The sequence below is a fragment of the Micromonospora yangpuensis genome, from assembly GCF_900091615.1.
GTDB lineage: Bacteria > Actinomycetota > Actinomycetes > Mycobacteriales > Micromonosporaceae > Micromonospora > Micromonospora yangpuensis.
In genome coordinates this window covers 3,150,447-3,172,122 of the sequence record NZ_FMIA01000002.1, presented here as the reverse complement: position 1 = coordinate 3,172,122, position 21,676 = coordinate 3,150,447, and the positions used below count along the sequence as shown (strand labels likewise).

At 72.8% G+C, this 21,676-nt stretch carries 20 protein-coding genes; 1 reads left to right on the top strand and 19 read right to left on the bottom strand.

What is annotated here, in order from left to right; translation table 11 throughout:
- Nucleotides 1–29: 29 nt before the first annotated feature.
- From npdG to GA0070617_RS14415, 11 genes are all read right to left on the bottom strand, one after another.
- Nucleotides 30–692, bottom strand: a complete 663-nt coding sequence (gene npdG / locus GA0070617_RS14465) for an NADPH-dependent F420 reductase (RefSeq protein WP_091437686.1) — start codon at nt 690–692, stop codon at nt 30–32.
- Nucleotides 693–722: 30 nt separating this feature from the next.
- The gene (locus GA0070617_RS14460) at nt 723–1,058 is read right to left on the bottom strand and encodes a VOC family protein (RefSeq protein ID WP_091437682.1); all 336 of its coding nucleotides are present in this window, start codon (nt 1,056–1,058) and stop codon (nt 723–725) included.
- The gene (locus tag GA0070617_RS14455) at nt 1,055–2,038 is read right to left on the bottom strand and encodes an LLM class flavin-dependent oxidoreductase (protein ID WP_091437679.1); all 984 of its coding nucleotides are present in this window, start codon (nt 2,036–2,038) and stop codon (nt 1,055–1,057) included. The genes GA0070617_RS14460 and GA0070617_RS14455 overlap by 4 nt, the downstream gene beginning before the upstream one ends.
- A gap of 7 nt (nt 2,039–2,045) precedes the next feature.
- Nucleotides 2,046–3,017, bottom strand: coding sequence for an enoyl-CoA hydratase/isomerase family protein (locus GA0070617_RS14450; protein WP_091437676.1), 972 nt, complete (start codon nt 3,015–3,017; stop codon nt 2,046–2,048).
- A gap of 14 nt (nt 3,018–3,031) precedes the next feature.
- On the bottom strand, nt 3,032–4,024 hold the full coding sequence (locus GA0070617_RS14445; protein WP_091437671.1) for an LLM class flavin-dependent oxidoreductase: 993 nt from the start codon (nt 4,022–4,024) through the stop codon (nt 3,032–3,034).
- Nucleotides 4,021–5,610: a class I adenylate-forming enzyme family protein gene (locus GA0070617_RS14440; protein WP_091437668.1), complete on the bottom strand. Its 1,590-nt coding sequence runs from the start codon at nt 5,608–5,610 to the stop codon at nt 4,021–4,023. The genes GA0070617_RS14445 and GA0070617_RS14440 overlap by 4 nt, the downstream gene beginning before the upstream one ends.
- Nucleotides 5,607–6,614 carry an LLM class flavin-dependent oxidoreductase gene (locus tag GA0070617_RS14435; protein ID WP_175440538.1) on the bottom strand — a complete coding sequence of 336 codons (1,008 nt, stop codon included), beginning with the start codon at nt 6,612–6,614 and terminating at the stop codon, nt 5,607–5,609. Before GA0070617_RS14435 ends, GA0070617_RS14440 begins: the two co-directional genes overlap by 4 nt.
- A complete protein-coding gene (locus GA0070617_RS14430; RefSeq protein WP_091437664.1) occupies nt 6,611–7,723 on the bottom strand; it encodes an LLM class flavin-dependent oxidoreductase in 1,113 nt (370 codons plus the stop codon). The genes GA0070617_RS14435 and GA0070617_RS14430 overlap by 4 nt, the downstream gene beginning before the upstream one ends.
- A 79-nt stretch (nt 7,724–7,802) precedes the next feature.
- On the bottom strand, nt 7,803–8,825 hold the full coding sequence (locus GA0070617_RS14425) for an acyl-CoA dehydrogenase family protein (protein WP_091437662.1): 1,023 nt from the start codon (nt 8,823–8,825) through the stop codon (nt 7,803–7,805).
- A gap of 13 nt (nt 8,826–8,838) precedes the next feature.
- Nucleotides 8,839–9,990 (bottom strand): acyl-CoA dehydrogenase family protein, encoded by a 1,152-nt coding sequence (locus GA0070617_RS14420; RefSeq protein WP_091437658.1) that lies wholly within the window; start codon nt 9,988–9,990, stop codon nt 8,839–8,841.
- A 33-nt stretch (nt 9,991–10,023) separates the two neighbouring features.
- Nucleotides 10,024–11,586: an AMP-binding protein gene (locus tag GA0070617_RS14415; RefSeq protein WP_091437655.1), complete on the bottom strand. Its 1,563-nt coding sequence runs from the start codon at nt 11,584–11,586 to the stop codon at nt 10,024–10,026.
- A gap of 68 nt (nt 11,587–11,654) precedes the next feature.
- On the opposite strand from GA0070617_RS14415, the gene GA0070617_RS32030 reads away from it, so the two are divergent.
- Entirely contained in the window at nt 11,655–12,749 is a 1,095-nt protein-coding gene (locus GA0070617_RS32030) for an MBL fold metallo-hydrolase (RefSeq protein WP_091437651.1), read from the top strand.
- Between the two features lie 70 nt (nt 12,750–12,819).
- On the opposite strand, the gene GA0070617_RS14405 is transcribed toward GA0070617_RS32030, so the two are convergent.
- Genes GA0070617_RS14405 through GA0070617_RS14370 form a run of 8 tightly spaced genes read right to left on the bottom strand, consistent with a single transcriptional unit; the run spans nt 12,820 to nt 21,673 of the window.
- Nucleotides 12,820–14,421 carry a class I adenylate-forming enzyme family protein gene (locus GA0070617_RS14405; protein ID WP_091437648.1) on the bottom strand — a complete coding sequence of 534 codons (1,602 nt, stop codon included), beginning with the start codon at nt 14,419–14,421 and terminating at the stop codon, nt 12,820–12,822.
- Nucleotides 14,418–15,944, bottom strand: coding sequence for a class I adenylate-forming enzyme family protein (locus tag GA0070617_RS14400; RefSeq protein ID WP_091437644.1), 1,527 nt, complete (start codon nt 15,942–15,944; stop codon nt 14,418–14,420). Before GA0070617_RS14400 ends, GA0070617_RS14405 begins: the two co-directional genes overlap by 4 nt.
- The gene (locus tag GA0070617_RS14395; protein ID WP_091437640.1) at nt 15,944–16,438 is read right to left on the bottom strand and encodes a VOC family protein; all 495 of its coding nucleotides are present in this window, start codon (nt 16,436–16,438) and stop codon (nt 15,944–15,946) included. The genes GA0070617_RS14400 and GA0070617_RS14395 overlap by 1 nt, the downstream gene beginning before the upstream one ends.
- A 47-nt stretch (nt 16,439–16,485) precedes the next feature.
- Nucleotides 16,486–17,409, bottom strand: coding sequence for an SDR family NAD(P)-dependent oxidoreductase (locus GA0070617_RS14390; RefSeq protein WP_091437637.1), 924 nt, complete (start codon nt 17,407–17,409; stop codon nt 16,486–16,488).
- Nucleotides 17,406–18,590 carry an acetyl-CoA acetyltransferase gene (locus GA0070617_RS14385; RefSeq protein WP_091437634.1) on the bottom strand — a complete coding sequence of 395 codons (1,185 nt, stop codon included), beginning with the start codon at nt 18,588–18,590 and terminating at the stop codon, nt 17,406–17,408. Before GA0070617_RS14385 ends, GA0070617_RS14390 begins: the two co-directional genes overlap by 4 nt.
- The gene (locus GA0070617_RS14380; protein ID WP_139135663.1) at nt 18,580–19,977 is read right to left on the bottom strand and encodes a hydroxymethylglutaryl-CoA synthase; all 1,398 of its coding nucleotides are present in this window, start codon (nt 19,975–19,977) and stop codon (nt 18,580–18,582) included. Before GA0070617_RS14380 ends, GA0070617_RS14385 begins: the two co-directional genes overlap by 11 nt.
- Nucleotides 19,978–19,994: 17 nt before the next feature.
- Complete coding sequence (locus tag GA0070617_RS14375) at nt 19,995–20,786, bottom strand: ABC transporter ATP-binding protein (protein WP_175440536.1); 792 nt, start codon at nt 20,784–20,786, stop codon at nt 19,995–19,997.
- The gene (locus GA0070617_RS14370; protein WP_175440535.1) at nt 20,783–21,673 is read right to left on the bottom strand and encodes an ABC transporter permease; all 891 of its coding nucleotides are present in this window, start codon (nt 21,671–21,673) and stop codon (nt 20,783–20,785) included. The genes GA0070617_RS14375 and GA0070617_RS14370 overlap by 4 nt, the downstream gene beginning before the upstream one ends.
- Between the last annotated feature and the right edge of the window lie 3 nt (nt 21,674–21,676).

The window sequence follows — 21,676 nt, the reverse complement described above, 5'->3', positions numbered from 1 at the left end:
GGGGGTGCTCCTTCTGCTGCGGGGGCGGATCAGACGTCGGTGACGCGCAGGCCCGCGTGGGCCCGGTACCGCCGGTTGACCGCGATGAGGTTGGCGGTGAACGCCTCGACCTGGTGGGCGTTGCGCAGCCGCCCGCCGTAGACGCCCCGCACGCCGGGGATGACCGCGGCCAGGTCCTGGACCAGGTCGGTGGCCGCCCGGTCGTCACCGAGCACGAGGACGTCGGTGTCGACCTGGTCGAGGTCGGGGTCCTCCAGGATCACCGCCGAGACGTGGTGGAACGCCCCGACCACCGTCGAGTCGGTGAGGATGGCCGCGGCCTGCTGGGCGGCGGAGCCCTCGGCGACGGTCAACGGGTAGGCGCCCTGCTTGTCGAAGCCCAGCGGGTTGACGCAGTCGACCACGATCTTGCCGGCCAGCGTCGGGGCGAGCGCGGTGAGCAGGTCGGCGTGGCCGTCGAAGGGGACGGCCACCACGACGATGTCGCCGGCCGCGGCGGCGTCGGCGTTGTCCGCCCCCCGGACCCGGCCGGGCAGGGCCGCGGCGGTCTGCGCCGCCCGGTCGGCGTCCCGGGAGCCGAGGACGACGTCGAGTCCGGCGGCGGCGAAACGGCGGGCGAGCCCCCGGCCCTGCGGGCCGGTGCCGCCGAGCACGGCGACGGTCCGGCCGCGCAGCGCGTCACTGATGGTCATGGGGTTCCTTCTCTCGTACCGGCCGGAGGATCAGGGCAGGCGTTGGTAGACCACGAACGGGTTGCCGCCCGGGTCGGTCACCACGGCGCGCCGCTCGTGCGGCCCGACCACGGGTTCGGCGGCGGTGGCGCCGGCCGCCACCAGCTGCGCGAGGGTGGCGTCCAGGTCGTCCACGGCGACCCCGAGCAGGGTACGGCCGGCCACGGGTTGCTGGGAGGCGTCGGCGAGGCCGATGGTGACGGTGCCGTCGGTGAGCGCGGCGTACCGGTCACCGTCGCGGAACTTCACGGTCAGCCCGAGGGCGGTGTAGCAGGCGAGCTGGGCGTCCAGGTCGGCGGCGGGGACGATCACGTGTCCGATCCTCATGGCCGGAACCTCGGCATGACCTCGCGGGCGAACCGTTCCACGATCTCGACGGAGCGCTCGATCGGCAGGCCGAGCCACTGGGCGCGGAACACGAAGTGGTTGAAGCCGGCGTCGGCGAAGTCCTGGATCTTCGCGGCGATGTCGTCGGGTGAGCCGAAGAAGAGCGCCTTGGCCTTGATGGCGTCCCACTGCGACTCGAAGAAGTCCATGCCGTACTGGACGTACTCGCCGTAGGAGCGTTTCACCGCGTCACCGGCGACGGCGAACGCGGCGTCGGCGGAGTCGGCCACGCAGAGGTCCCGGTGGATCGGGAAGACCGCGTCCCGCTCGTCGAAACCGGCCGCCCGCCGCTGCTCGCGGTAGTCGGTCAGGTTACCCACCGCCCAGTTGCGGCGGACGTTGGACGGGGCCAGCCAGGGCAGTCCCTGCCGGGCGATGCGGGCGATGCCGGTCGGGCCGTTCGCGCCCACCCAGACCGGTGGGTGCGGTCGCTGCACCGGCAGCACGCTGCACCGCACCCCGTCGAGGGTGAAGTGCTTGCCCTCGTGGTGCACCGGCTCGCCGGTCCACAGCTGCTGCATCACCTCCAGCGCCTCGGTCATCCGGGAGACCCGGGTCCGCCGTTCGATGCCGAAGGCCGAGAACTCGACGTCGCGGTAGCCCGAGCCGATGCCGAGCACGAACCGGCCGCCGGACATCTGGTCGATGGTGGCGATCTCCTCGGCCCAGTGCACCGGGTGGCCCAGCGGCAGGATGAGGATGCCGGTGCCCAGCTGCATGGTCCCGGAGTGGTCGACGAGGCGGCTCAGCAGCGGCAGCGGCTGCGGGGTACTCAGCGAGGACAGGTAGTGGTGGATGCCGAACACCGAGTCGTAGCCCAGGTCGCGGACGTGCTGGACGTACTCGACGGTCTCGTCGAGGCGTCGCCGCAGGTCGTCGCCGGGGGCGTACTGGTGGTCGAGCAGGATGCCGAACCTCACGCCGGGCCTACTCTTCCCGCGACCGGGTGTCGCTGAGCCGGAAGTACGGGGCGACCAGCCGGTCCCGGTCGGCCAGCGCCTGGCCGATGCCCTTCTCCCGGCGCTCCTTGAGGAAGTTCCAGTCGCCGTCTTCGAAACTGACGTTGGTGGCCCAGCCGTGCCCGACCCAGCCGGTCATCGCGCCCAGGCCCTTGCCCCGGGCCTCCATCACCACCTGCATCATCGACTTGCCCATCATCAGCGAGTCCAGCGGCATCACCGCGATCGCGTCGGCGTAGTCGTCGACCCAGCGCTGCAGCTCGTCGCGCTCGACGACCTTGGTGACCAGGCCCTTGCGTTCGCCCTCCTCGGCGCCGATGGCCCGCATGGTCAGCATGACGTCCTTCATCGTGGTCAGGCCGACCTTCTCGATCCAGTGGTACATGTCCTGCGGCGCGGGGCCCAGGTACCGGAACGCCGGGTGGGTGAAGCGGGCGTCCGGGGAGGCGATCACGATGTCGGCGGAGAGCGCGATCTGGAAGTGGCCGCCGTAGCAGTAACCCTGCACCTGGCAGATGGTCGCCTTCAGCGACTCGATGATCGGGCGGGTGAAGCCGGAGCTGAGCACGTTGCGGTCGGGCAGGATCCGCTGGCGCTGCGCCGGCCGGCGGCGCGAGGCCTTGTCGGTGCCGGTCTTGTAGCCGATGTAGTGGCCCAACTCGGCGGCGTCCGCGCCGGTGCCGAAGTGCTCACCCTCGCCCTTGAAGACGATGACCTTGACCCGGTCGTCGGTCTCGGCCTCCTTCACCAGGTCACCGACGCGCTCGAAGGCGGCCACCGGGATGGCGTTGAGCCGCTCGGGGCGGTCGAAGGTGATGGTCGCGACGGCCCGCTGCTCGTCGACGTCGTACCGGACGTACCTCGCCAGGACCTCGGGGTCGACCTCCATGTTCTCGACGTCCCACTGGTTCTCCAGCAGCTCGGCTTCGGTCTTCTTCACGGCGGTTCCTTAGGTCAGGGGGTACGGAAGGCGGGGATCACTTCGGTGGCGAAGAGCCGCAGCGAGGCGCGGAGCTTCTCGGTGGGCATGCCCAGCCACCCGGGACGGAAGATGAGATGGTCGAAGCCCAGGTCCCGCAGGGCGGAGATCCGTTCCACGAGGAACTCCGGCGAGCCCAGCAGCAGGGTGTTGCGGACCAGGTCGTCGAAGCGGTCCCGTTGCCAGCGCAGCGCCGGGTACTCGGCGTAGGTCGAGTACTCGACCCGGGCGTGCGGCAGCGCCTCGGCGACTGCCTGCTCGGTGCTCGGGGCGCAGTACAGCTCCACCCCGACCGGCCGCTGCACGGATGCCGGGTCCCGGCCGTACTCGGCAAGCGCGTCGTTGTAGACGGCCAGGTGCTCGGGGAGGAACCGGCGGCTCGGCGAGTTGCCCGGGGCGTACCAGGCGTCACCGAGCCGGGCCGCCCGGCGGACCGCCTTCTTGCCGCCGGCGCCGATCCAGATCGGCGGACCGCCCGGGGTCAGCGGCCGGATGCCGATCGTGGCGTCGGTCTGCGGGTAGAACTCGCCGTCGTGGTCGACCCGTTCGCCGCTCCAGAGCGCCCGGATCAGCCGCAGGCTCTCGTCGAAACGCCGGAACCGGCTCTCCGGGTCGACGCCGAGGGCGGCGAACTCGTTCTCCCGGTAGCCCGCGCCGACGCCGAGGACGACCCGACCTCCGGAGAGGTGGTCCAGGGTGGCGAACTCCTCGGCGATGTGCACCGGATGGAACATCGGCAGCAGCAGGATGCCGGTGCCCAGCATCATGTCGCCGGAGCGGGGGATCAGGCTGGCCAGCATCGAGATCGGCTGCGGGGTGGCCAGGTTGGACTGGAAGTGGTTGATCGTCCACACCGAGTCGTAGCCCAGCTCGGCGGCGAGTTCGACGGTGCCGAACAGGTCGTCCAGGTGCCGGCCGAGGTCGTCACCGTGCGGGTACTGGTGCGAGGCCATGATGCCGAACCTCATCGCCCACCCCCCGTCTCCGCCGACACAGCCGCTGCGCGGCTGGGCTCAACGGCCTCCGGCAGGGGGGCCGCTGCGCGGCTGGTCTTACCGGTGCTGCTGCGTTCCAGTTCGGGTACGAACTCGATCCGCCGGGGGGTCTTGAAGTGGGCCAGCCGGTCCCGGGCGAAGGCGACCAGGCGTGCGGTGAGGTCGGCGTCGGTGACGGTGTCGTCGGACGCGCGGACCACCAGCGCCACCGGGATCTCCCCCAGCCGGTCGTCGGGTCGACCGAGCACCCGTACGTCGCGCACCAGCGGATGCCCGCGCAACTCGTCCTCGATCTCCTCGGGCCAGACCTGGAACCCACCGCACTTGATCATGTCCCGTTTCCGGCCGACCAGGAAGAGCACCCCGTCGGCGTCGACGTAGCCCATGTCGCCGGTGTGCACCCAGCCGTCGCGGACCAGGTCCCGGGAGGCCTCGGCGTCGTCGACGTACCCCCGGGTCAGCGCGGAGCGCACCACCACCTCGCCCTCGGCGTCGGTAGGTAGGGCGGCGCCGGCCTCGTCGCGGATCTCCAGCTCCACCCCCGGGTAGACCCGACCGGCCGAGCCGGGCTTCCACCGGCCCTCCTTCATGTCCCGGCCGGTCCAGCCGGCGATGTGCCCGGCCTCGGTGGAGCCGTAGTTGACCAGGATGGGTACCCGGTAGCGCTGCTCGAAGGCGCGGCGGACCGGCCAGGAGATGGCCTGGCCGGCCACCAGGACCGACTTCACCCCGGCGAAGGGCAGGTCCCGTTCGGCGTGCACGATGTCGAAGACCATGGTGGGCAGGAAGAAGAAGTTGTCGAAGGCGAACCGCTCCATCAGGTCGGCGAGCCGGTCCACGCCGAAGCGTTCCCAGACCACCGCCGGCCGGCCGACGAAGAACGCGAAGAGCAGCGAGTGCTGGCCGCCGCTGTGGAACAGCGGCAACGCGATGAGGTTCGGCCTGGCCCCGGGCGCGGCGGTGCCCTCGGAGTCGCTGCCGGTGCTGACCCGGGCCAGGCGCATCAGCGACTCCCGGGTGCCGCCGTGGGTGACGCTGACGGCCTTCGGCCGCCCGGTCGTGCCGCCGGTGAACAGGATGCAGGCCTCGGCCGCCGGGTCGACCTCGACCGGCGGCACCACGACCTCCTGCCGCCAGGGCAGCGACGGTACGCCGGCCAGCGGTTCCCCGACGCTGCGCAGCGGGATCCGGGCCCCGGCGAGCACCTCGGCGACCACCTCCGGGCGGCGGTCGTCGACCAGCAGCAGCCGGGGGTCGGTCTTGGCCACCGACTCGGCGAGTTCGGCGGCGTTGTAGAGGCTGCTGACGGTCACCGGCACGGCGCCGATCTTCCAGGCGCCGAAGAGGAAGAAGACCGTCTCGGGGCCGTTGGTCAGGTAGTAGGCGACCCGGTCACCGGCGCCGACGCCCTCGGCGCGCAGCGCCGCGGCGACCCCGCCGGCGAGCAGGTCGATCTGCTCGAAGGTCCACGACCGGCCGTCCTCGCCGTGCAGGCCCGGCACGTCGCGGCGGTCCAGCGCCCGGCCCTGCAGGATCCGGGCCAGGTTGCCGGCGCTCACCGGGTCACCTCACCGGCGGTGGTCGGGGTGCTGACCCGGGGAATGACCTCCGCGCCGAAGCGGGCGAGCTGGTCCATCGCCTCGGCCTGGCCGACGCCGACGAACTGGTGGCGCAGCGAGACCTCGGTGATGCCGAGGTCGTTCTCCCAGCGCCGGAGCTTCTCGACGATCTCGTCGGCCGACCCGACCAGGCAGTCCCGCGCCAGGTACCGGTCGAGGTCGATGCCCTGGGCGTCGTCCCACGACTTGTAGCCGGCGTACTGGCGTTGCAGGTGGGGGCGGACGTCGGCGACGGCGGCGCGGTAGCTGTCGCCGAGGTAGGCCTCGCGGCTCATCGGGTACTCCCGCGTCAGGTCGAAGCCGCGCTCGGCCAGGTCGGCGCGGTAGATGCCGAGCAGCCGGGCGAGTTCGGTGTCGTCGCCCTTGGGGCCGATCAGCCAGGGGGCGTCCAGGCGGGCGGCGCGGCGGATGGCCGGCTCGGCGAACGCGCCGATCCAGATCGGTGGGCCGCCGGGCTGCACCGGGCGCAGGGCCAGCGACGCGCCGGGGACCTCGCCCCAGCTGCCGGCGATGTCGATGGTCTCGCCGGCGAACAGCGCCCGCAGCATCGGCACGTACTCGCGCAGCCGCCGCAGCCGGTCCTCCCAGGCCACGCCGAAGGCGGTGGTCTCGCGGCGGCGGTAGCCGGCGCCGATGCCGACGGTGAGCCGGCCGCCGGAGAGCACGTCGAGGCTGGCCAGATCCTCGGCGAGGGCGACCGGGTTGAGCAGCGGCGCCAGCAGGACCCCGAAGCCGATGCGGACCCGGCTGGTGGCCCGGGCCAGATAGCCGGCCAGCGGGATCGGTTGGACGAACGCCGAGCGGGCCAGGAAGTGGTGTCCGAGGTAGACGGCGTGGAAGCCGGCGGCCTCGGCGGCGGCGGCCTGGGCCAGGACCCCGTCGACGCCCTCGACGGCGGAGGCCGACGGGTCGAACTGGGCGCTCAGGAAGCAGCTGATCTTCACCCGACGACCGCCTCGGTGGCGACCGCCGGAACGTCGGTGCGGCCGGCGTCGGTGGCGGCGGTGTCCTGGGCCCGGAAGTGCGGGATGACCTTGTCGGCGAACTCCTCCATCGACCGCAGGGCGGCCCTGCGGTCCAGCGACGGGATCCGCAGCCAGCCGATGTAGTGGTTGATGCCGAGCTGCTCGCGCAGCATCTCGATGGTCTCGATGACCCGCTGCGGCGAGCCGAAGTTCCCGCCGTGGGTGAGCGTCTGCTCCAGGGTCAGCAGTTCGATGTTCTTGGCCACCGCCGCGTAGTAGGCCTTCTCCTGGGCGATGGCGTCCTCCGAGCCGGGGATGACCTTGCCGACCGACTTGTAGTAGTTCATCGCCGCCTGGGCCGCGGTCCGTAGGCCCTCCTCGCCGTCGCCGCACCAGACCTGCTGCATGAACGGCACGTCGTAGCCGGAGAGGTCGAAGCCGTTGTCCCGCATGGCCTGCCGGTAGAGGCTGAAGTTCTTCTGCATGATGCCCAACGGTGTGAAGTTGGGTGAGGTGATGATCGACTCGCCGCGGGCGCCGCGTTCCCGGAAGCTGTCCGGCGAGACGGTGCCCTGCAGGATCGGCGGGCCACCGGGGGTGAACGGCCGGGGGTAGGTGGTGACGTCGTCGTAGTGGAAGATCTCGCCGTGGTAGGAGAAGCTCTCCTGGGTCAGCGCCAACCGCAGGATCTCCAGGGTCTCCTGGTAGCGCTGCTTGGACTCGGCCAACGGGATGCCGAAGCCGGCGAACTCGGCGGGCTGGTAGCCCCGGCCGACGCCGATGGAGACCCGGCCGCCGCTGAGCACGTCGAGCGCGGCGATGTCCTCGGCCAGGCGCAGCGGGTCGTGCAGCGGCAGCACGAGCACGGCGGTGCCGATGGTGATCCGGGTGGTCCGCTCGGCCACGGCCATGCCGAAGTTCAGTGGGCTGCCGAGGATGCCGTACTTCGAGAAGTGGTGCTCGGCCAGCCAGATCGAGTCGAAGCCGAGTTCGTCGGCCAGTTGGATCTCGTCGAGGGTGTCCCGCAGCACCTGGTGGTCGGATGCGCCGTCGGCCACCGGGAACAGGTTCATGATTCCGAACTTCACGGCTTCTCCTTGTTTATTCCGACCAGCCGGTATGTTACTGGTCTGCTGCCGGGCCTGCAAGAGTTCCGCAGGTCAGGCCCTATGCCGCCCGGCGATCCCGGATCCGCAGTTCACCGGTACGCCGCCGGTGCCAGGAGCCGGCGGCGAACCGGGCGTCCAGCACGAGGGCCCGGCGCAGGAACAGGTGCGGGTCGGCCTCCATGGTGATGCCCATCCCGCCGTGCACCTGGATGCAGCGTTCGGCGGCGAAGACCGCCGCCCGGCCCGCCGCCGCCTTCGCGGCGTGCACCTGGATCGCCGCGTCCGGGCGGTCGTTCTCCACCGCCCAGGCGGCGTAGAGGGTCAGGTCCCACGCGGCCTTGCGCGCGGTGAGGGCCTCGGCGAGCTGGAAGGCGACCCCCTGGAACGAGCCGATCACCCGACCGAACTGCTGCCGGGTACGGGCCTGCTCGGCGGCCAGGTCGATCGCCCCCTGCGCCACCCCGCACAGCTCGGCGGCGACCACCAGGGCGGCCCGGCGCACCCCGGCGCCCGCCGGGTCGGCGTGCGCGGGTGCGGTGAGGGTGACCTCCGACAGCGGCACCGACGGGTCGACCGACTGCCGTGCGGTGATCCCGGCGGACCCGGCGGTCCAGACCCCCTCGGCGCCCAGCACGGCGAAGCCGTCGGCCTGCGCCGCGTACGGCACCAGGGTCCGCACCAGCGGGTCCGGGCTGACCCGGTCGGCCCAGCCGGCGGCACCCGGCACGTCGACGGCGGTGGTGAGCACCCGACGGCCCTCCAGCACCTCCTCGGGCACCGGCCCGGTGCCACCGGCACCGACGAGTAGCTGCACGGCTGCGGCGTGGGCCGGGAACCGGCTCGCCACCAGTTGCGCGCCGAGCGCCTCGACGGCGACGAGCAGGTCGATCAGGCCGGATCCGATGCCGCCGGCTGACTCGGGCACCCCGAGCAGCCCGAAGTCGCGCAGCAACGGCCCGTCGCAGGCCGGGGCCTGCCACCCGTCGTTCAGCGCGGCGCGTGCCGTACCCGGCTCGGCCGCGGCCAGCGACCGTACGGTCCGGCCGATGTCCTGTTGTTCGTCAGTGAAGGTCGCGCGCATGCGGCCACTCCGCTCAGCGTGAGCGGGGCAGGTGCAGCACCCGCTCCGCGAGAATCGACTTCTGGACTTCCTCCGTGCCGCCCTCGATGGTGTGGGCGCGGGCCCGCAGGTACCGGTGCATCCGGGCCGCGGCCCCGGCACCGTCCAGCAGCACCCCCCCGGCCTCGTCGAGCTGCACGGCGAGCCGGTTGGCGTTCTGCACCACCCCGGCCCACAGGCTCTTGAGCGCCGAGGTCTCCGGCCCCGGTACGCCACCGGCCCGGCTCTCGCCAAGCATCCGCATCGACCCGATCCGGACCGCCTCGGCGTCGCACTGCAACGCCCCGACGGTGTCGACGAAGGCGCTGTCGTCGGCCATCCCCCGGGCGACGGCCAGGTCGACGACCCGGTCCACCGCCTGACGGGCCCAGACCCACAGGTTCAGCGCCATGCTGCCGCGTTCGAAGGCGAGCGTGGTCAGCGCGACCGTCCAGCCGTTACCCACCCCGCCGAGCACGTCGGCGTCGGGCACGAAGACGTCGTCGAGGTACATCTCGTTGAACTCGGTGTCCCCGTTGATCATCACCAGTGGACGGACGGTGAAGGCGTCCATCGGCGCGAGGAAGTAGGTGATGCCCCGGTGCTTCGGCGCGTCGGTGTCGGTGCGCGCCAGCAGCAGGCACCGGGAGGCGTTGTGCGCGTTGGAGGTCCAGATCTTCGCGCCGTTGATCCGCCAGCCACCGTCCACCCGGGTCGCGGCGGTACGCAGGCTGGCCAGATCGGAGCCGGAACCGGGCTCGCTGAAGCCCTGACACCAGTACTCGTCGCCGCGCAGGATGCCGGGCAGGTGCCGGGCCTGCTGCTCGTCGGTGCCGTGCGCGATGATCGTCGGCCCGGCCAGCATCATGCCCACCCCGTTGAGCGGGTACGGCGCGCCGCGGACCGCGGCCTCCTCGTTGAAGATGGCCTGGGCCAGCGCGTCCAGTCCCCGGCCACCGTGCTCGACCGGCCAGGACAGCCCGGCCCAGCCGCCGGCGCAGAGCCGGTCCTGCCACACCCGGGAGTAGTGCTCGCGCTCGTCCTGCGACAGGTCCTCCTGGTCGGGCACGTCGCGCAGCGCCTCGTCGAGCCAGTCGCCGACCTCGCGCCGGAACGCCAGATCGGTGTCGCTGTCAGCGAAGTCCATGCCCACCTCCCACCGGGTCGTGCACCGTGCCGGTCACGCGGACACCTGCGTACGGGGCGTGAGCCGGGCCTTGTAGAGCTTGCCGTTGGGGTCCCGGGGCAGCGCGTCGCGTACCACGTAGGACACCGGTCGTTTCGGTTTGGCCAGCCGGTCGGCGAGGTGCCGGCGCAGCTCGGCGAGGGCGGCGTCGGCACCGGGCGCGGTCTCACCGAGGACCAGGTGCGCCTGGGGCACCTCGCCGAACTCCGGATCGGGTACCCCGACCACGCCGGCGTCGGCTACCCACTCGTGCTCCAGCAGCGCCGCCTCGATCTCGGCCGGGTAGACGTTGACCCCGCCGACCAGGATGAGTTCGGCCGCCCGGCCGGTGATGTAGAGGAACCCGTCGGCGTCGACGTGGCCGACGTCCCAGACGGTCATCAGCCCGTCGCGCCGCGCGCCGTCGGTCTTGCCCGGGTCGTTGTGGTACTCGACCCGGTCGTCGCCCTGGCGCATGTACACGATGCCGGTCTGCCCGGCGGGCACCTCGTTGCCCAGCTCGTCGAGGATCTTCAGGGTCGAGATCGAGGCGGGCCGCCCGACCGTGCCCGGGTGGGCCAGCCACTGCTCGGGCCTCGCGACCGTGGTGCCCACCTCGGTCGAGCCGTAGTACTCGTAGACCACCGGGCCGAACCAGTCCAGGATGCGCTGCTTGACCTCGCGGGGGCAGGGCGCGGCACCGTGCAGCACGTAGCGCAGCGAGGAGACGTCGTAGCTCTCGCGGACCTGCGGGGGCAGTTGCAGCAGCCGGTAGAAGTGCGTCGGCACCATGCTGGTCCCGGTGACCCGCCGGTCCTGCACCCGCCGCAGGAAACCCTCCGGGGTCCAGCCGTCCATCAGCACCATCGTGCCGCCGGCGTGCAGCGCGCCCATCGCGCCGGTGATGTTTGCCGAGTGGTACATCGGGGCGCAGACCAGCCAGGAGGCGAAGGCCGGACGCTCCATCCCGAACTCCCGGAACAGCCAGGTGTAGGTGAGCGCGCCGGTGTCCGCGTCGACACCGCTCAACGGCCGCTTGACGCCCTTGGGCCGACCGGTGGTGCCGGAGGTGTACATCATCAGCGACCCGGCCGGGGTCTGTTCGGGGCTGGTCGCGGGCTGCCCGGCGGTGAGCGCCGACAGTGGCTGGGCCCGGTCGCTGGTGGGGGTGCCGTCGACGAAGACCTGGATGCCGTCGGTGCTCCCGGCGGCGGTGCTCCCGGCGGCGGCGACCACGACGTGTTCCACCCGCTCGGAGCCGACCACCACCTTCGCCCCGCTGTCGGCCAGGATGTAGGCGACCTCGGGCTCGGTGAGGTGGTAGTTGAGCGTCACCAGGTAGAGCCCCGACTGCATGGCGGCGAGGTAGAGCGCGACCAGTCCCGCACTGTTGGTCATGACCGCGGCCACCGTGTCGCCGGTACGCAGGCCGGCGTGCTCGCGCAGGCCGTGCGAGATCCGGTTCACCTCGGCGAACAGCTCCCCGTAGGAGATCCGCCGGTCGTCGGCGGTCACGATCGCGCACAGGTCGGGCTCGGCAGCTGCCCAGAGCCGAAAGCCGGTCCGCTCCTCGCTCATCGGACTCCTTGAGTTTGATTCCGACCATCCGGTATGTTGATGTCTCACAGTAAGGGAGCCGCCCGACGATGTCCATACCCGTGAGCGACGCACACGCCGCCAGCTACCGCGCCCGCCAGGTACCGGCCACCACCGAGCTGGTCGACGGGGTCTGGGCGGTCCCCGTTCCGCTGCACGGCAGCGCGCTACGCTACGTGACCGTCTTCCTGATCGACACCGCCGACGGGCTGGTCCTCGTGGACGCCGGCTACGACCACCCGAGCTGCTGGACGTCGCTGCGCGAGTCGGTGGCCGCCCTCGGTCACCGGGTCGAGGCCATCACGACGGTCCTGCTCACCCACAACCACCCCGACCACGTCGGGCTGGCCGCCCGGCTGCGCGAGGTGGCCGGGGCGCGGATCGTGATGGGTGCCGCCGACGACTTCGCCACGATGCACCGTACCCGGGGGCCCTTCCTCGACCAGCTGCGTGCCGCGCTGGAGCTGACCGGCGCACCCCGCGCGGTCGTCGAGGCGATGTACGCCGACGCCGTCGCGGTCGCCGAACACCACGAGAACCTGCCGCTGGACCTGGCCCTGACCGACGCCACCGCGCTGCGCTTCGGCGACGTGACCATCCACGCGGTGCCCACCCCCGGGCACACCTACGGACACACCGTCTACCTCGACGACCGGGGGCTGGTCTTCACCGGCGACACCATGATGGCCGAGGGGCCGACCCAGCTCGCCATCGTCAGCCGCGCCGACGACGACCCGGCGCGGGACCTGTTCGACTCGCTGGCGCGCATCGGCGACCTCGGCGCCGCCATTGCCTGCCCGGCCCACCAGTACCCCTACCGCGACCCCGCCGGCCGGGCCGAGCGGCTCGCCGCGTTCCACCGCGACGAGATCGACACGGTACGGCAGCTGGCCCACGACGCGGCCGGGCCGGACCGGCGCGCCGGCACCGCCGGGGCGGACCTTCACGCCGGCACGGCCGGGGCGGACCTGCACGCCGGCACCGCCGGGGCGGACCCCGCCGCCGGCGGCGTCACCGCCTGGCAGCTCGCCCAGCGGATGACCTGGAAGAAGCCGTGGGACGACCTGGGCCGGGGCACCCGCCGCTTCGCCCTGGTGCACGCCCTGGCCCTGCTGCGCCACGCCACCGGCACCGCCCGCCGGTAGCGCCCGCCGGCACCGCCCGCCGGCACCGCCCGCCGGTAGCGCCCGCCGGCACCGCCCGCCGGTAGCGGGGTCAGCCCCCGCTGCCGGCGTCGCCGGCACTGCCGGCGTAGCGCCAGTCCGGCCGCAGCGTGCCGCGCAGCTCACGCAGGGAACGCTTGAGCACCTTGCCCGACGGGTTCGTCGGGAACTCCGGTACCAGGTAGACCTCCTTCGGGACCTTGAACCGACCCAGCCGCCGCCGGGCGTGCCCGATGAGGTCCTCGGGCGTCAGCCCCGGCCGGCCGACCACGAACGCCACCGGCACCTCCTGCCACACCGGGTCCGGCGCGCCCACCACCGCGGCGGCCAGCACCAGCGGATGGTCGGCCAGCACGTTCTCGATCTCGGCGCTGGAGATGTTCTCCCCTCCGCTGCGGATCATGTCCTTGAGCCGGTCGCGGATGTACAGGTAACCGTCGGCGTCCAGCCGGCCCACGTCGCCGGTGTGGAACCAGCCGTCGCGGAACGCCGCCGCGGTGGCCGCCGGGTCGTCCAGGTACCCCGGGCTCACCTTCGGACCCCGGGCGACCACCTCGCCGTCCTGGCCCACCGGCACGTCGCGGCCGTCCGGGTCGACCACCCGGACCTGCACCCACGGCACCGGGATGCCCACCGAGCCCTGCTTGGACTCCTGGTGCGCGGCGTCCAGGTAGGTCAACCCGCTGCACGTCTCGGTGAGCCCGTAGCCCTCGATCAGTCGCGCCCGCGGGAACAGCTCACGCGCCACGGCGAACAACGCCGAGGTCACCTGGGAGTAGATGACCCACCGCACCGAGGAGAGGTCCGCCTCGACCTCGGTGGCCCGCCGGACCATGTCCAGCATCGTCGCCGCCAGCACCATCCCGGTGATCCGCTCGGCCTCGATCACCCGCCGGACGGCCGCCGGCTCGAACCGCCGTTGCAGCACCATGCAGCCCCCGACGTGCCAGATTCCGTAGCCGGGCAGGTCGGTGCCGCCGACGTGGTACAGCGGCGCGACGTTGAGGATCCGGTCGCTCGGGCGCAACCCCAGCTCGACGACCTGGGCGTGCATGTTCATGTTCACGTTGCCGTGGGTGAGCAGGACCCCCTTGGGCAGGCTGGTCGTGCCGGAGGTGTAGACGATCCGTTGCAGCGCGCCGTCGTCCAGCTCGGCGTCGGGGACCCGGGTGCCCCGGTGGGCCGCGACGAGCGAGCGCAGGTCCACCCAGCTCGCGTCGCCTGCTCCCCGGCGACCGGCCGGCTCTCCGATCGGCTCCAGCGCGAACCGGCGTACCCCCGCCACGCCGGCCCGGGTCAGGGCGGCGTCGGTCAGCTCGGCGTACTCCGGAACGGTGGCGACCGCCTCGACCCGGGCATGGCCGATCAGCTGCGCCAGCTCCCCCGCGGTCAACCGGTAGTTCAGCGGTACGAAGACCGCGCCGAGCTTCGCCAGCGCCAGGGAGAGGAGGAGGAACTCCGGGACGTTGTTCGCCACGATCGCCACCCGGCTGTCCCGGCGTACCCCCTCGGCGGACAGGCCGGCGGCCAGCGCGTTGACGTCGACGTCGAGCTGCCGGTGGGTCCACCGGCGGTCCTCGAAGACCAGCGCGTCGTCGTCGCCGAAACGGAGCGCGTTACCGGCCAGCATGGCGGCGATGTTCGCGGTGCTCACCGGGGCACCACCGGCTCCTCGCGCAGGGCCTTCTTGAGCACCTTGCCGGAGTCGTTGCGCGGCAGCGTGGCCACCAGTTGCACGTACCTGGGCACCTTGTAGCGGGCCAGCGCGGCCCGGCAGTGCTCGCGCAGCTGTTCGGCGGTGGTGGTCGCGCCCTCGCGCAGGATGACGAACGCCTTCGGCACCTCGTCCCAGCGCGGGTCCGGCACCCCGATCACGGCGACCTCGGCCACGTCGGGGTGCTGGGCCAGGACCCGCTCGACCTCGGCGCTGGCGACGTTCTCCCCACCGGACTTGATCAGGTCGGTCCGCCGGTCGACGAACCACAGGTAGCCGTCGGCGTCGATCCGCCCCACGTCGCCGGTGCGGAACCAGCCGTCGCGCCGGGTCCGCCGGTTCGCCTCGTCGTCGCGCCAGTAACCGGGAGAGATCTTCTCCCCCCGTACGATGATCTCCCCCTCGACGCCCGGGGCGACCGGCTGGAAGTCCTCGTCGACGATCCGGATGTGCACCCCGGGAAACGGCGCGCCGAGCGCGCCCAACTTGGACTCCTCGTGGGCGGCGTCGAGGTAGCAGACGCCGTTGCACAGCTCGGTCATGCCGAAGGTGTCGACCAGGCGCACGTGCGGCAGCCGGCGCTTGACCTGCTGCCGCACGCTCGGCGCGACCCCGGCGAAGAGCAGGTACCGCAGGGTGGCCAACTCCGGCGGCTCGGCCAGGTCGAGCAGGCCGAAGAGGATCTGCGCGGCGAGCACCATCCCGGTGATCCGTTCCGCGTCGGCGATCCGGGCGATGTCGGCCGGCTGGAACGTCGGGGTGAGCACCATCGTCGCGCCCGCCACGAAGACCGCCAGCCCCGGCGCCTCCAGGCCGCTGACGTGGAACAGCGGCGCGGAGACCAGGATCCGGTCGGCCGGGGTCAGCTCCAGTTCGAGGATCTGCGCGAGGTGGTTGGCGGTGAGGTTGCCGCAGGTGTGCATCACGCCCTTGGGGCGGGCCGTGGTGCCCGAGGTGTAGAGCAGCCGGTGCAGGTCGGCGGGTCCGCGCTCGACGTCGGGCACCCGCACCCCGGCCGGTTGGGCGGCGAGCAGGTCGGCCAGCCGCCGGGCGTCGGCCACCACCCGGGTCTCGTTGGCGACCAGCAGCCGCAGCCCGGTGGCACCGGCCACATGGGCCGCCTCGTCGGCGAAGTCGTCGTCGTAGAGCAGCCCGGTGATGCCCGCCTGCTCGACGACGTACGCCTGCTCGGCGGCGTGCAGCCGCCAGTTCAGCGGCACCGAGACCGCGCCGAGGCGGCTCAGCGCCAGCAGCTCCAGGACGTACCGGCCGGTGTTGCGCCCCAGCACGCCGACCAGGTCACCGGTGGCCACGCCCGCCTCGCGTAGCGCCGCGGCGTACCGGTCGACGTCGGCGTCCAGTTCGGCGTAGGTCCAGCGGTCCGCCCCGTCGACCAGGGCCTGGTGGTCGGCGCGGCGCAGGGCCTGCCGGCGCAGGTGCTCGGTGAAGTTGCTGCCGGCCATCAGCGGCCGCCCTCGCGCCGCTGGGCGCGGATCTCCTCGCGGGACGGCAACGAGACGAACTCCAGCAGGTTGCCGTCGAGGTCCCGGGCGGCGAACGCGGTGATGTGGCCGTAGTTCTCCAGCAGCACCCGGTTCGGCGTGGTCAGGCACTCGGCCCCCAGGTCGACCAGCCGCTGGTGCAGCTCGTCCATCTCCTCCACCGGCACCGCGAAGCTGAGCAGGAACGGGCCCAGCTCCAGGTGCCCGCCGGTGGCGGTGCGCCGCGGGGTGCCGTTCCACTCGATCAGTTCGAGCTGGCCGACCTGACTCGGGCCCTGCAGGTACTGGACCCGACCGGTGGTGCCGGCGGGCAGCCCCAACGACACCTCGATGCCGGGTCCGCCGACGTCGGTACGCAGGGTCCGGCGGTAGCCCAGCGCCTTCTCGTAGAACTCCGCGGCGCGGTCGACGTCGGAGACGGTCATGGCCACGTGGTGTACTTCGCTGACCGGCATGGTGACTCGCTTTCTCGGAAGATCCGGCGGCTCGGGGATCCGCCGTCTCAGGCGGCGGGTCCGGAGCCGCCGGAGAGGACCCGCTGGATCAGGGTGACCTCGTCGGCGCCGCTGTCGGGGACGACGAAGTCGTCCAGTCGGCAGATGTCGTCGATCGCGGCGTGGATGTCGTCGGGCGAGGCCGGCTGTTCACCGCCGTACCAGCCGGGGGTGACGCCCAGGAAGATCCGCCCGACCCGCCCGCCGCCGACGGTGAGGATGTGCCGGTTGAGCTGGCACTGCTCGGCGGCGAGGTAGGTAGCCACCGCCGCGACGTGCTGCGGGTCGAAGCGGTCGGTCAGCTCACCGAGCAGGTTCTCGGTCATCCGGGTCGCCGCCGTGGGCGCGATCGCGTTGACCAGGATGCCCCGGCGGGCCCCCTCCAGGGCGAGCACGTTCATCAGGCCGATCAGGCCGGCCTTGGCCGCACCGTAGTTGGCCTGCCCGAAGTTGCCGAACAGCCCGGACGAGGAGCTGGTCAGCACGATCCGGCCGTAGCCCTGGGCGACCAGGTGCGGCCAGGCCGGCCGCAGCACGTGGAACGCGCCGGCCAGGTGCACGTCGAGCACCGCGCGGACGTCCTCGTCGCTCAGCTTGGCAAGCGTGCGGTCCCGCAGGATGCCCGCGTTGTGGATCACCGCGTCGATCCGGCCGAACTCGTCGACGGCCCGCCCGACCAGGCGCGCGCCGCCCTCGGCGGTGGCCACCGAGTCGGTCGAGGCCACGGCGGTGCCGCCGGCCGCCCGGATCTCGGCCACGACCCGCTCGGCCGCGCCCTGCGAGGACCCCGACCCGTCGACCGCTCCCCCGAGGTCGTTGACCACCACCGCCGCGCCGTGCCGCGCCAGGGTCAGCGCGTGCGCCCGGCCGATGCCGTTGCCGGCGCCGGTGACCAGCGCGACCCGGCCGTCCAGGCGTACCGCGGCGCTCACCGCTGGCTCCCCAGGACCGCCACGAACGCCACGCAGGAGCCCGGCTGTCCGCCGAGGTTCTGCGCCAGCGCCAGCCGCGCGTCGGGCACCTGCCGGTCGCCGGCGTCCCCGCGCAGCTGGGTGAAGCACTCGAACATCATCCGCAGCCCGGTCGCGCCGATCGGGTGGCCGAACGACTTCAGGCCGCCGTCGGTGTTGACCGGCAGCGCGCCGTCCAGGTCGTACCGGCCGTCCAGGATGTCCTGCCAGGCCCGGCCGCGTGCGGAGAAACCGAGATCCTCCATGAGTACCACCTCCGTCGGGGTGAAACAGTCGTGTACCTCGGCCAGCGAGATCTGCGTCGCCGGGTCGGTGACGCCGGCCTGCTCGTAGGCCTGCCCGGCGGCGGCGACCACCTCCGGGAAGGTGGTGAAGTCGTAGCCGTCGGTGGCCAGCCCGGCCCCGGAGCCGGCGACGAAGCCCATGCCCTTGAGGAAGACCGGCCGGTCGGTGTAGCGGTAGGCGTCCTCGGCCCGGACCAGGATGGCCGCCGCCGCGCCGTCGGATACCCCGGAACAGTCCAGGACGCCGAGTTGCCCGGCGATGCGGGGAGACCGTTCGACGGCCTCGGCGGTGACCGCCTTGCGGAACTGGGCCCGCCCGTTCAACGCGCCGTTGGCGTGGTTCTTCACCGCGACCCGGGTCAGCGCGGCGCGCATGCCCTGGTCGTCCACCCCGTACGCCCGCTGGTAGGCCGGGGCGAGCAGGGAGAACCCGGCCGGGGCGGTCCAGTCGACGTCGGTGCCGTCGGCCGGTGGGAAGACCGCCGACAACCCGGAGTACGAGGAGTCCTTCAGCTTCTCCACCCCGGTGGCCATCACCATGTCGTACGCCCCGGAGGCGACCGCGAACGCCGCGTTGCGGAACGCCTCCGACCCGGTGGCGCAGTAGTTCTCCACCCGGGTCACCGGCTTGCCGACCAGCCGCAGCGGACGTGCCAGGGTCTGCCCGGACATGCCCGAGCCCTGGGTGCCCACCCAGAACGCGTCGACGTCGTCGAGGCTGACCGCCGGCAACGACCCGACGCACTCCCGTACCGCGTCGACGAGCAGGTCGTCGGCCGAGGCCTGCCAGTGGTCCCGGAACGGGGTGCAGCCCATCGCCACGATCGCGACGTCGTGCGCCATTCGCCTACTGGCCATCGGTGCTCTCCTCGGTGGGACGCAGCTTCCAGAAGTAGTTGTGGATCGCGTCGGTGGTCCACAGCCGCCGGAAGGTCGGCGTCATCGGCTGGCCCACCGTCACCTCGGCGGGCACCACGTCGGTGGCGTACGCGCTGAGCCGGCCGCCGCCGTCGACGTCGGCGACCACGATCGCCACCTCCGGCTCCGGCATGGTGGTCAGGTGGTCGCGGGTCACCGAGACCACCCGGGCGGTCCGGTCGCGCAGCGACACCGTGCCGGACCCGTCGGATCCGGTGGCGCCGCAGGCCGCGCAGATCCGGCCCGGTGGGGTGGTGACCGCGCCGCAGACGCCGCAGGCGCTGCCCTCCAGCCGGTACTTCCAGCCGGCGCGGCGGTGCATCGGCGGGGACGCCGGTGCCGGGGCGGCCGGCCGGGCCGGGCCCTGCACGTCCAGCAGCCCCCGCCAGCGCAGGTACCGGCCGTAGCCGAGCTGCCGCCGGTCGGCGAGTTGGGCGCGCACCGACGGCCCGCGGCGGGCCGCGGCGACCGCGTCACCGACGGCGAGGACGAACGCGTCGGCGCCCTCGGTGGCCGACAGCAGCAGGATCGTCTGGCCGGGTCGGGCCTGGTCGAGGGCGGCGGCCAGCAGCAGACCCGGGTGGGCCGCGCCGGTGAATCCGGTGGCCCGCTCGATGCTGGCGTCGTCGCCCGAACCGCCGAGCGCGCGGCGCAGGGTGGCCGCGGCGCGGGCGTTCGACGACGACACGACCACCTGGTCGACGCCGTCCAGCCCGGCCTCGGCCAGGGCCCGGCGGGCCGCGTCGAGGCCGGCGGCGACCAGGACGTCGGCGGTGAACCGCTCGTCCCAGACCCGGTCGTGCCGGTCACCGGGCAGCCGCCAGCGGTCCAGCAGCTCGACGGTGTGCCCGGCCCGGGCCAGCAGCGCGGCGGCGGCGGTACCGCCGCCGACGAAGGCCGCGGCGGCGTCACCCTGGGCCAGCTCGTCGGGGGCGCCGGGGCGGGTGGTGCGCACCTCGGCCAGCCCGGCCAGCGCGCCGGCCCGCAGCACCAGGTCCAGCGCGGTCGCGCCGGCCCGGTGGCCGCGCAGGTCCACCGCGCCGACCCCGGGGTCGAGCCCGAGGGCCTCGTGCACCACCCCTGCCGAGGTCTTCCCCTCGTACGGGGCGCTGCAGGTGGCCAGCAGCAGTTGCCGGCCGGCGGGGGTGCCGGCCGCGAGGTGCCGCAGCGCCTCGACGGCCATGGTGATGCTGTCCTCGTCGTACGCGGCGACGCTGCGGCTCGGCCCGCCGGCCCGGGGTGGCCCGGTCGGGTCGAGTCGGTTGTCGGTGAGCGCGTACGCCGGCAGGTAGGCCGCGTAGGCGTCGATTCCGGTGGGGTCAGGCATGTCCGGCTGGTTCTCCTTCAGCTCCACGAGGGAATGGCGGCCAGCAGTCCGCGGGTGTACTCCTGCTGTGGGTTGTCCAGCACGCGCAGCGTGTCGCCCTGTTCGACGACCCGGCCGGCGCTCATCACCGCGATCCGGTCGCAGAGGTCGCTGGCGAGCATCAGGTCGTGGGTGACGAAGAGCAGACCGATGCCGAGTTCGTCGACCAGGGTGCGGAACAGGCCGACCACCTTGGTCTGGGTGGTGACGTCCAGGGCGGTGGTGCACTCGTCGGCGATCACCAGCGCGGGGCGGGTGACCACGGCCAGCCCGATGGCGACCCGCTGGCGCAGTCCCCCGGAGAGCTGGTGGGGGTAGCTGCCCAGGACCCGGGCGGTCTCGCTGATCCGCATCTGCTCCAGCACCTCCACCGAGCGGCGTTCCACCTCGGCCCGGTCGATGCCGGGCACGTGGCGGCGCAGCACCTCGGCGAGCTGGGTGCGGACCTTCATCAGCGGGTTCAGCGACCGGGAGGCGTCCTGGAACACCATGCCCACGGCGCTGCCCCGGACCCGGTCGGTGCGGTCGAGGCCGGGGGCGACCACCTGCTCACCGGCGAGGGTGACCGCGCCGTGCTCGACGCGCACGTTGCGCTCCAGCAGGCCGACGACGCAGCGGGCGAGGGTGGTCTTGCCGCTGCCGGACTCGCCCACCACGCCGACGATCTGGCCCCGGCGGATCTCCAGGTCGACCTCGTCGAGCAGACGCAGGTCGTCGGCGGCGAGCCGGGCGGTCACGGAGAGCCCGGAGATGCGCAGCAGCGTGGTCAACGTCGCCTCTTTCGCGGGTCGTGGTGGGTGAGCAGCGCGTCGCCGAGCAGGTTCACCAGCAGCACCAGCGCGGTGATGGCCAGGCCGGGGAAGAACGCGATCCACCAGGCCTGACTCAGCTCGTCCTGGCCGGAGGCGAGCATCGAACCCCAGCTGATCATCGGCGGCACCACGCCCAGGCCGAGGAAGCTCAGCGCGCTCTCGATCAGGATCGCCGTACCGACCTGCAGGGTGCCCAGGGCCACCACGGTGCCGGCCAGGTTGGGCAGCACGTGCCGGAAGACGATCCGGGACTCCGAGGCACCGGCGGCGCGCAGCCCGAAGACGAACTGGCGCTCCCGGATGGCCAGGGTGGCCGAGCGGGTCACCCGGGCGCAGACCGCCCAGCCGGTCAGTGCCAGCACCAGGAAGAGCACCGGCAGCGAACTGCCCCGGTTGGCGATGATGGCGAGCGCGACCAGGATGAACGGCAGCGCCAGTTGGGCGTTGATGAGGATCGAGATGACCTGGTCGACCCAGCCCCGGAAGTAGCCGGCCAGCACGCCGAGCAGGGTGCCGGGGCCGATCGCCACCAACGCCCCGACCAGGCCGATGACGATGGTCAGCCGGCCGGCCGAGACGAGCTGGGTGAGCACGTCCTGGCCGAGTTTGTCGGTGCCGAGGGGGTGCGCCCAGCTGCCCCCGGGCAGGAAGCCGGGCGGCTGCCGGGTCGCGGCGAGGTTCTGGCCGGCCTCCGGCAGCAGTCCGGTCAGTGGCAGCAGGAACGCCGCGACGGCGACGACCACCAACGGCAGGGACAACCAGAAGACCGAGGTACGCCGGCGCCGGGCGGCCCGGCGCGGCACGGCCGTGGCGCTGGTGGCCGGATCGAGCTCCAGCTGGCTCACTGA

Coding starts and splice junctions, on each gene's coding strand:
- GA0070617_RS14380 (WP_139135663.1), bottom strand. CDS start 19,977: ATGCCTGACCCCACCGGAATCGACGCCTACGCGGCCTACCTGCCGGCG.
- GA0070617_RS14400 (WP_091437644.1), bottom strand. CDS start 15,944: ATGGCCGGCAGCAACTTCACCGAGCACCTGCGCCGGCAGGCCCTGCGC.
- GA0070617_RS14385 (WP_091437634.1), bottom strand. CDS start 18,590: ATGGCCAGTAGGCGAATGGCGCACGACGTCGCGATCGTGGCGATGGGC.
- GA0070617_RS14460 (WP_091437682.1), bottom strand. CDS start 1,058: ATGAGGATCGGACACGTGATCGTCCCCGCCGCCGACCTGGACGCCCAG.
- GA0070617_RS14445 (WP_091437671.1), bottom strand. CDS start 4,024: ATGAGGTTCGGCATCATGGCCTCGCACCAGTACCCGCACGGTGACGAC.
- GA0070617_RS14420 (WP_091437658.1), bottom strand. CDS start 9,990: ATGGACTTCGCTGACAGCGACACCGATCTGGCGTTCCGGCGCGAGGTC.
- GA0070617_RS14395 (WP_091437640.1), bottom strand. CDS start 16,438: ATGCCGGTCAGCGAAGTACACCACGTGGCCATGACCGTCTCCGACGTC.
- GA0070617_RS14425 (WP_091437662.1), bottom strand. CDS start 8,825: ATGCGCGCGACCTTCACTGACGAACAACAGGACATCGGCCGGACCGTA.
- GA0070617_RS32030 (WP_091437651.1), top strand. CDS start 11,655: ATGTCCATACCCGTGAGCGACGCACACGCCGCCAGCTACCGCGCCCGC.
- GA0070617_RS14415 (WP_091437655.1), bottom strand. CDS start 11,586: ATGAGCGAGGAGCGGACCGGCTTTCGGCTCTGGGCAGCTGCCGAGCCC.
- npdG (WP_091437686.1), bottom strand. CDS start 692: ATGACCATCAGTGACGCGCTGCGCGGCCGGACCGTCGCCGTGCTCGGC.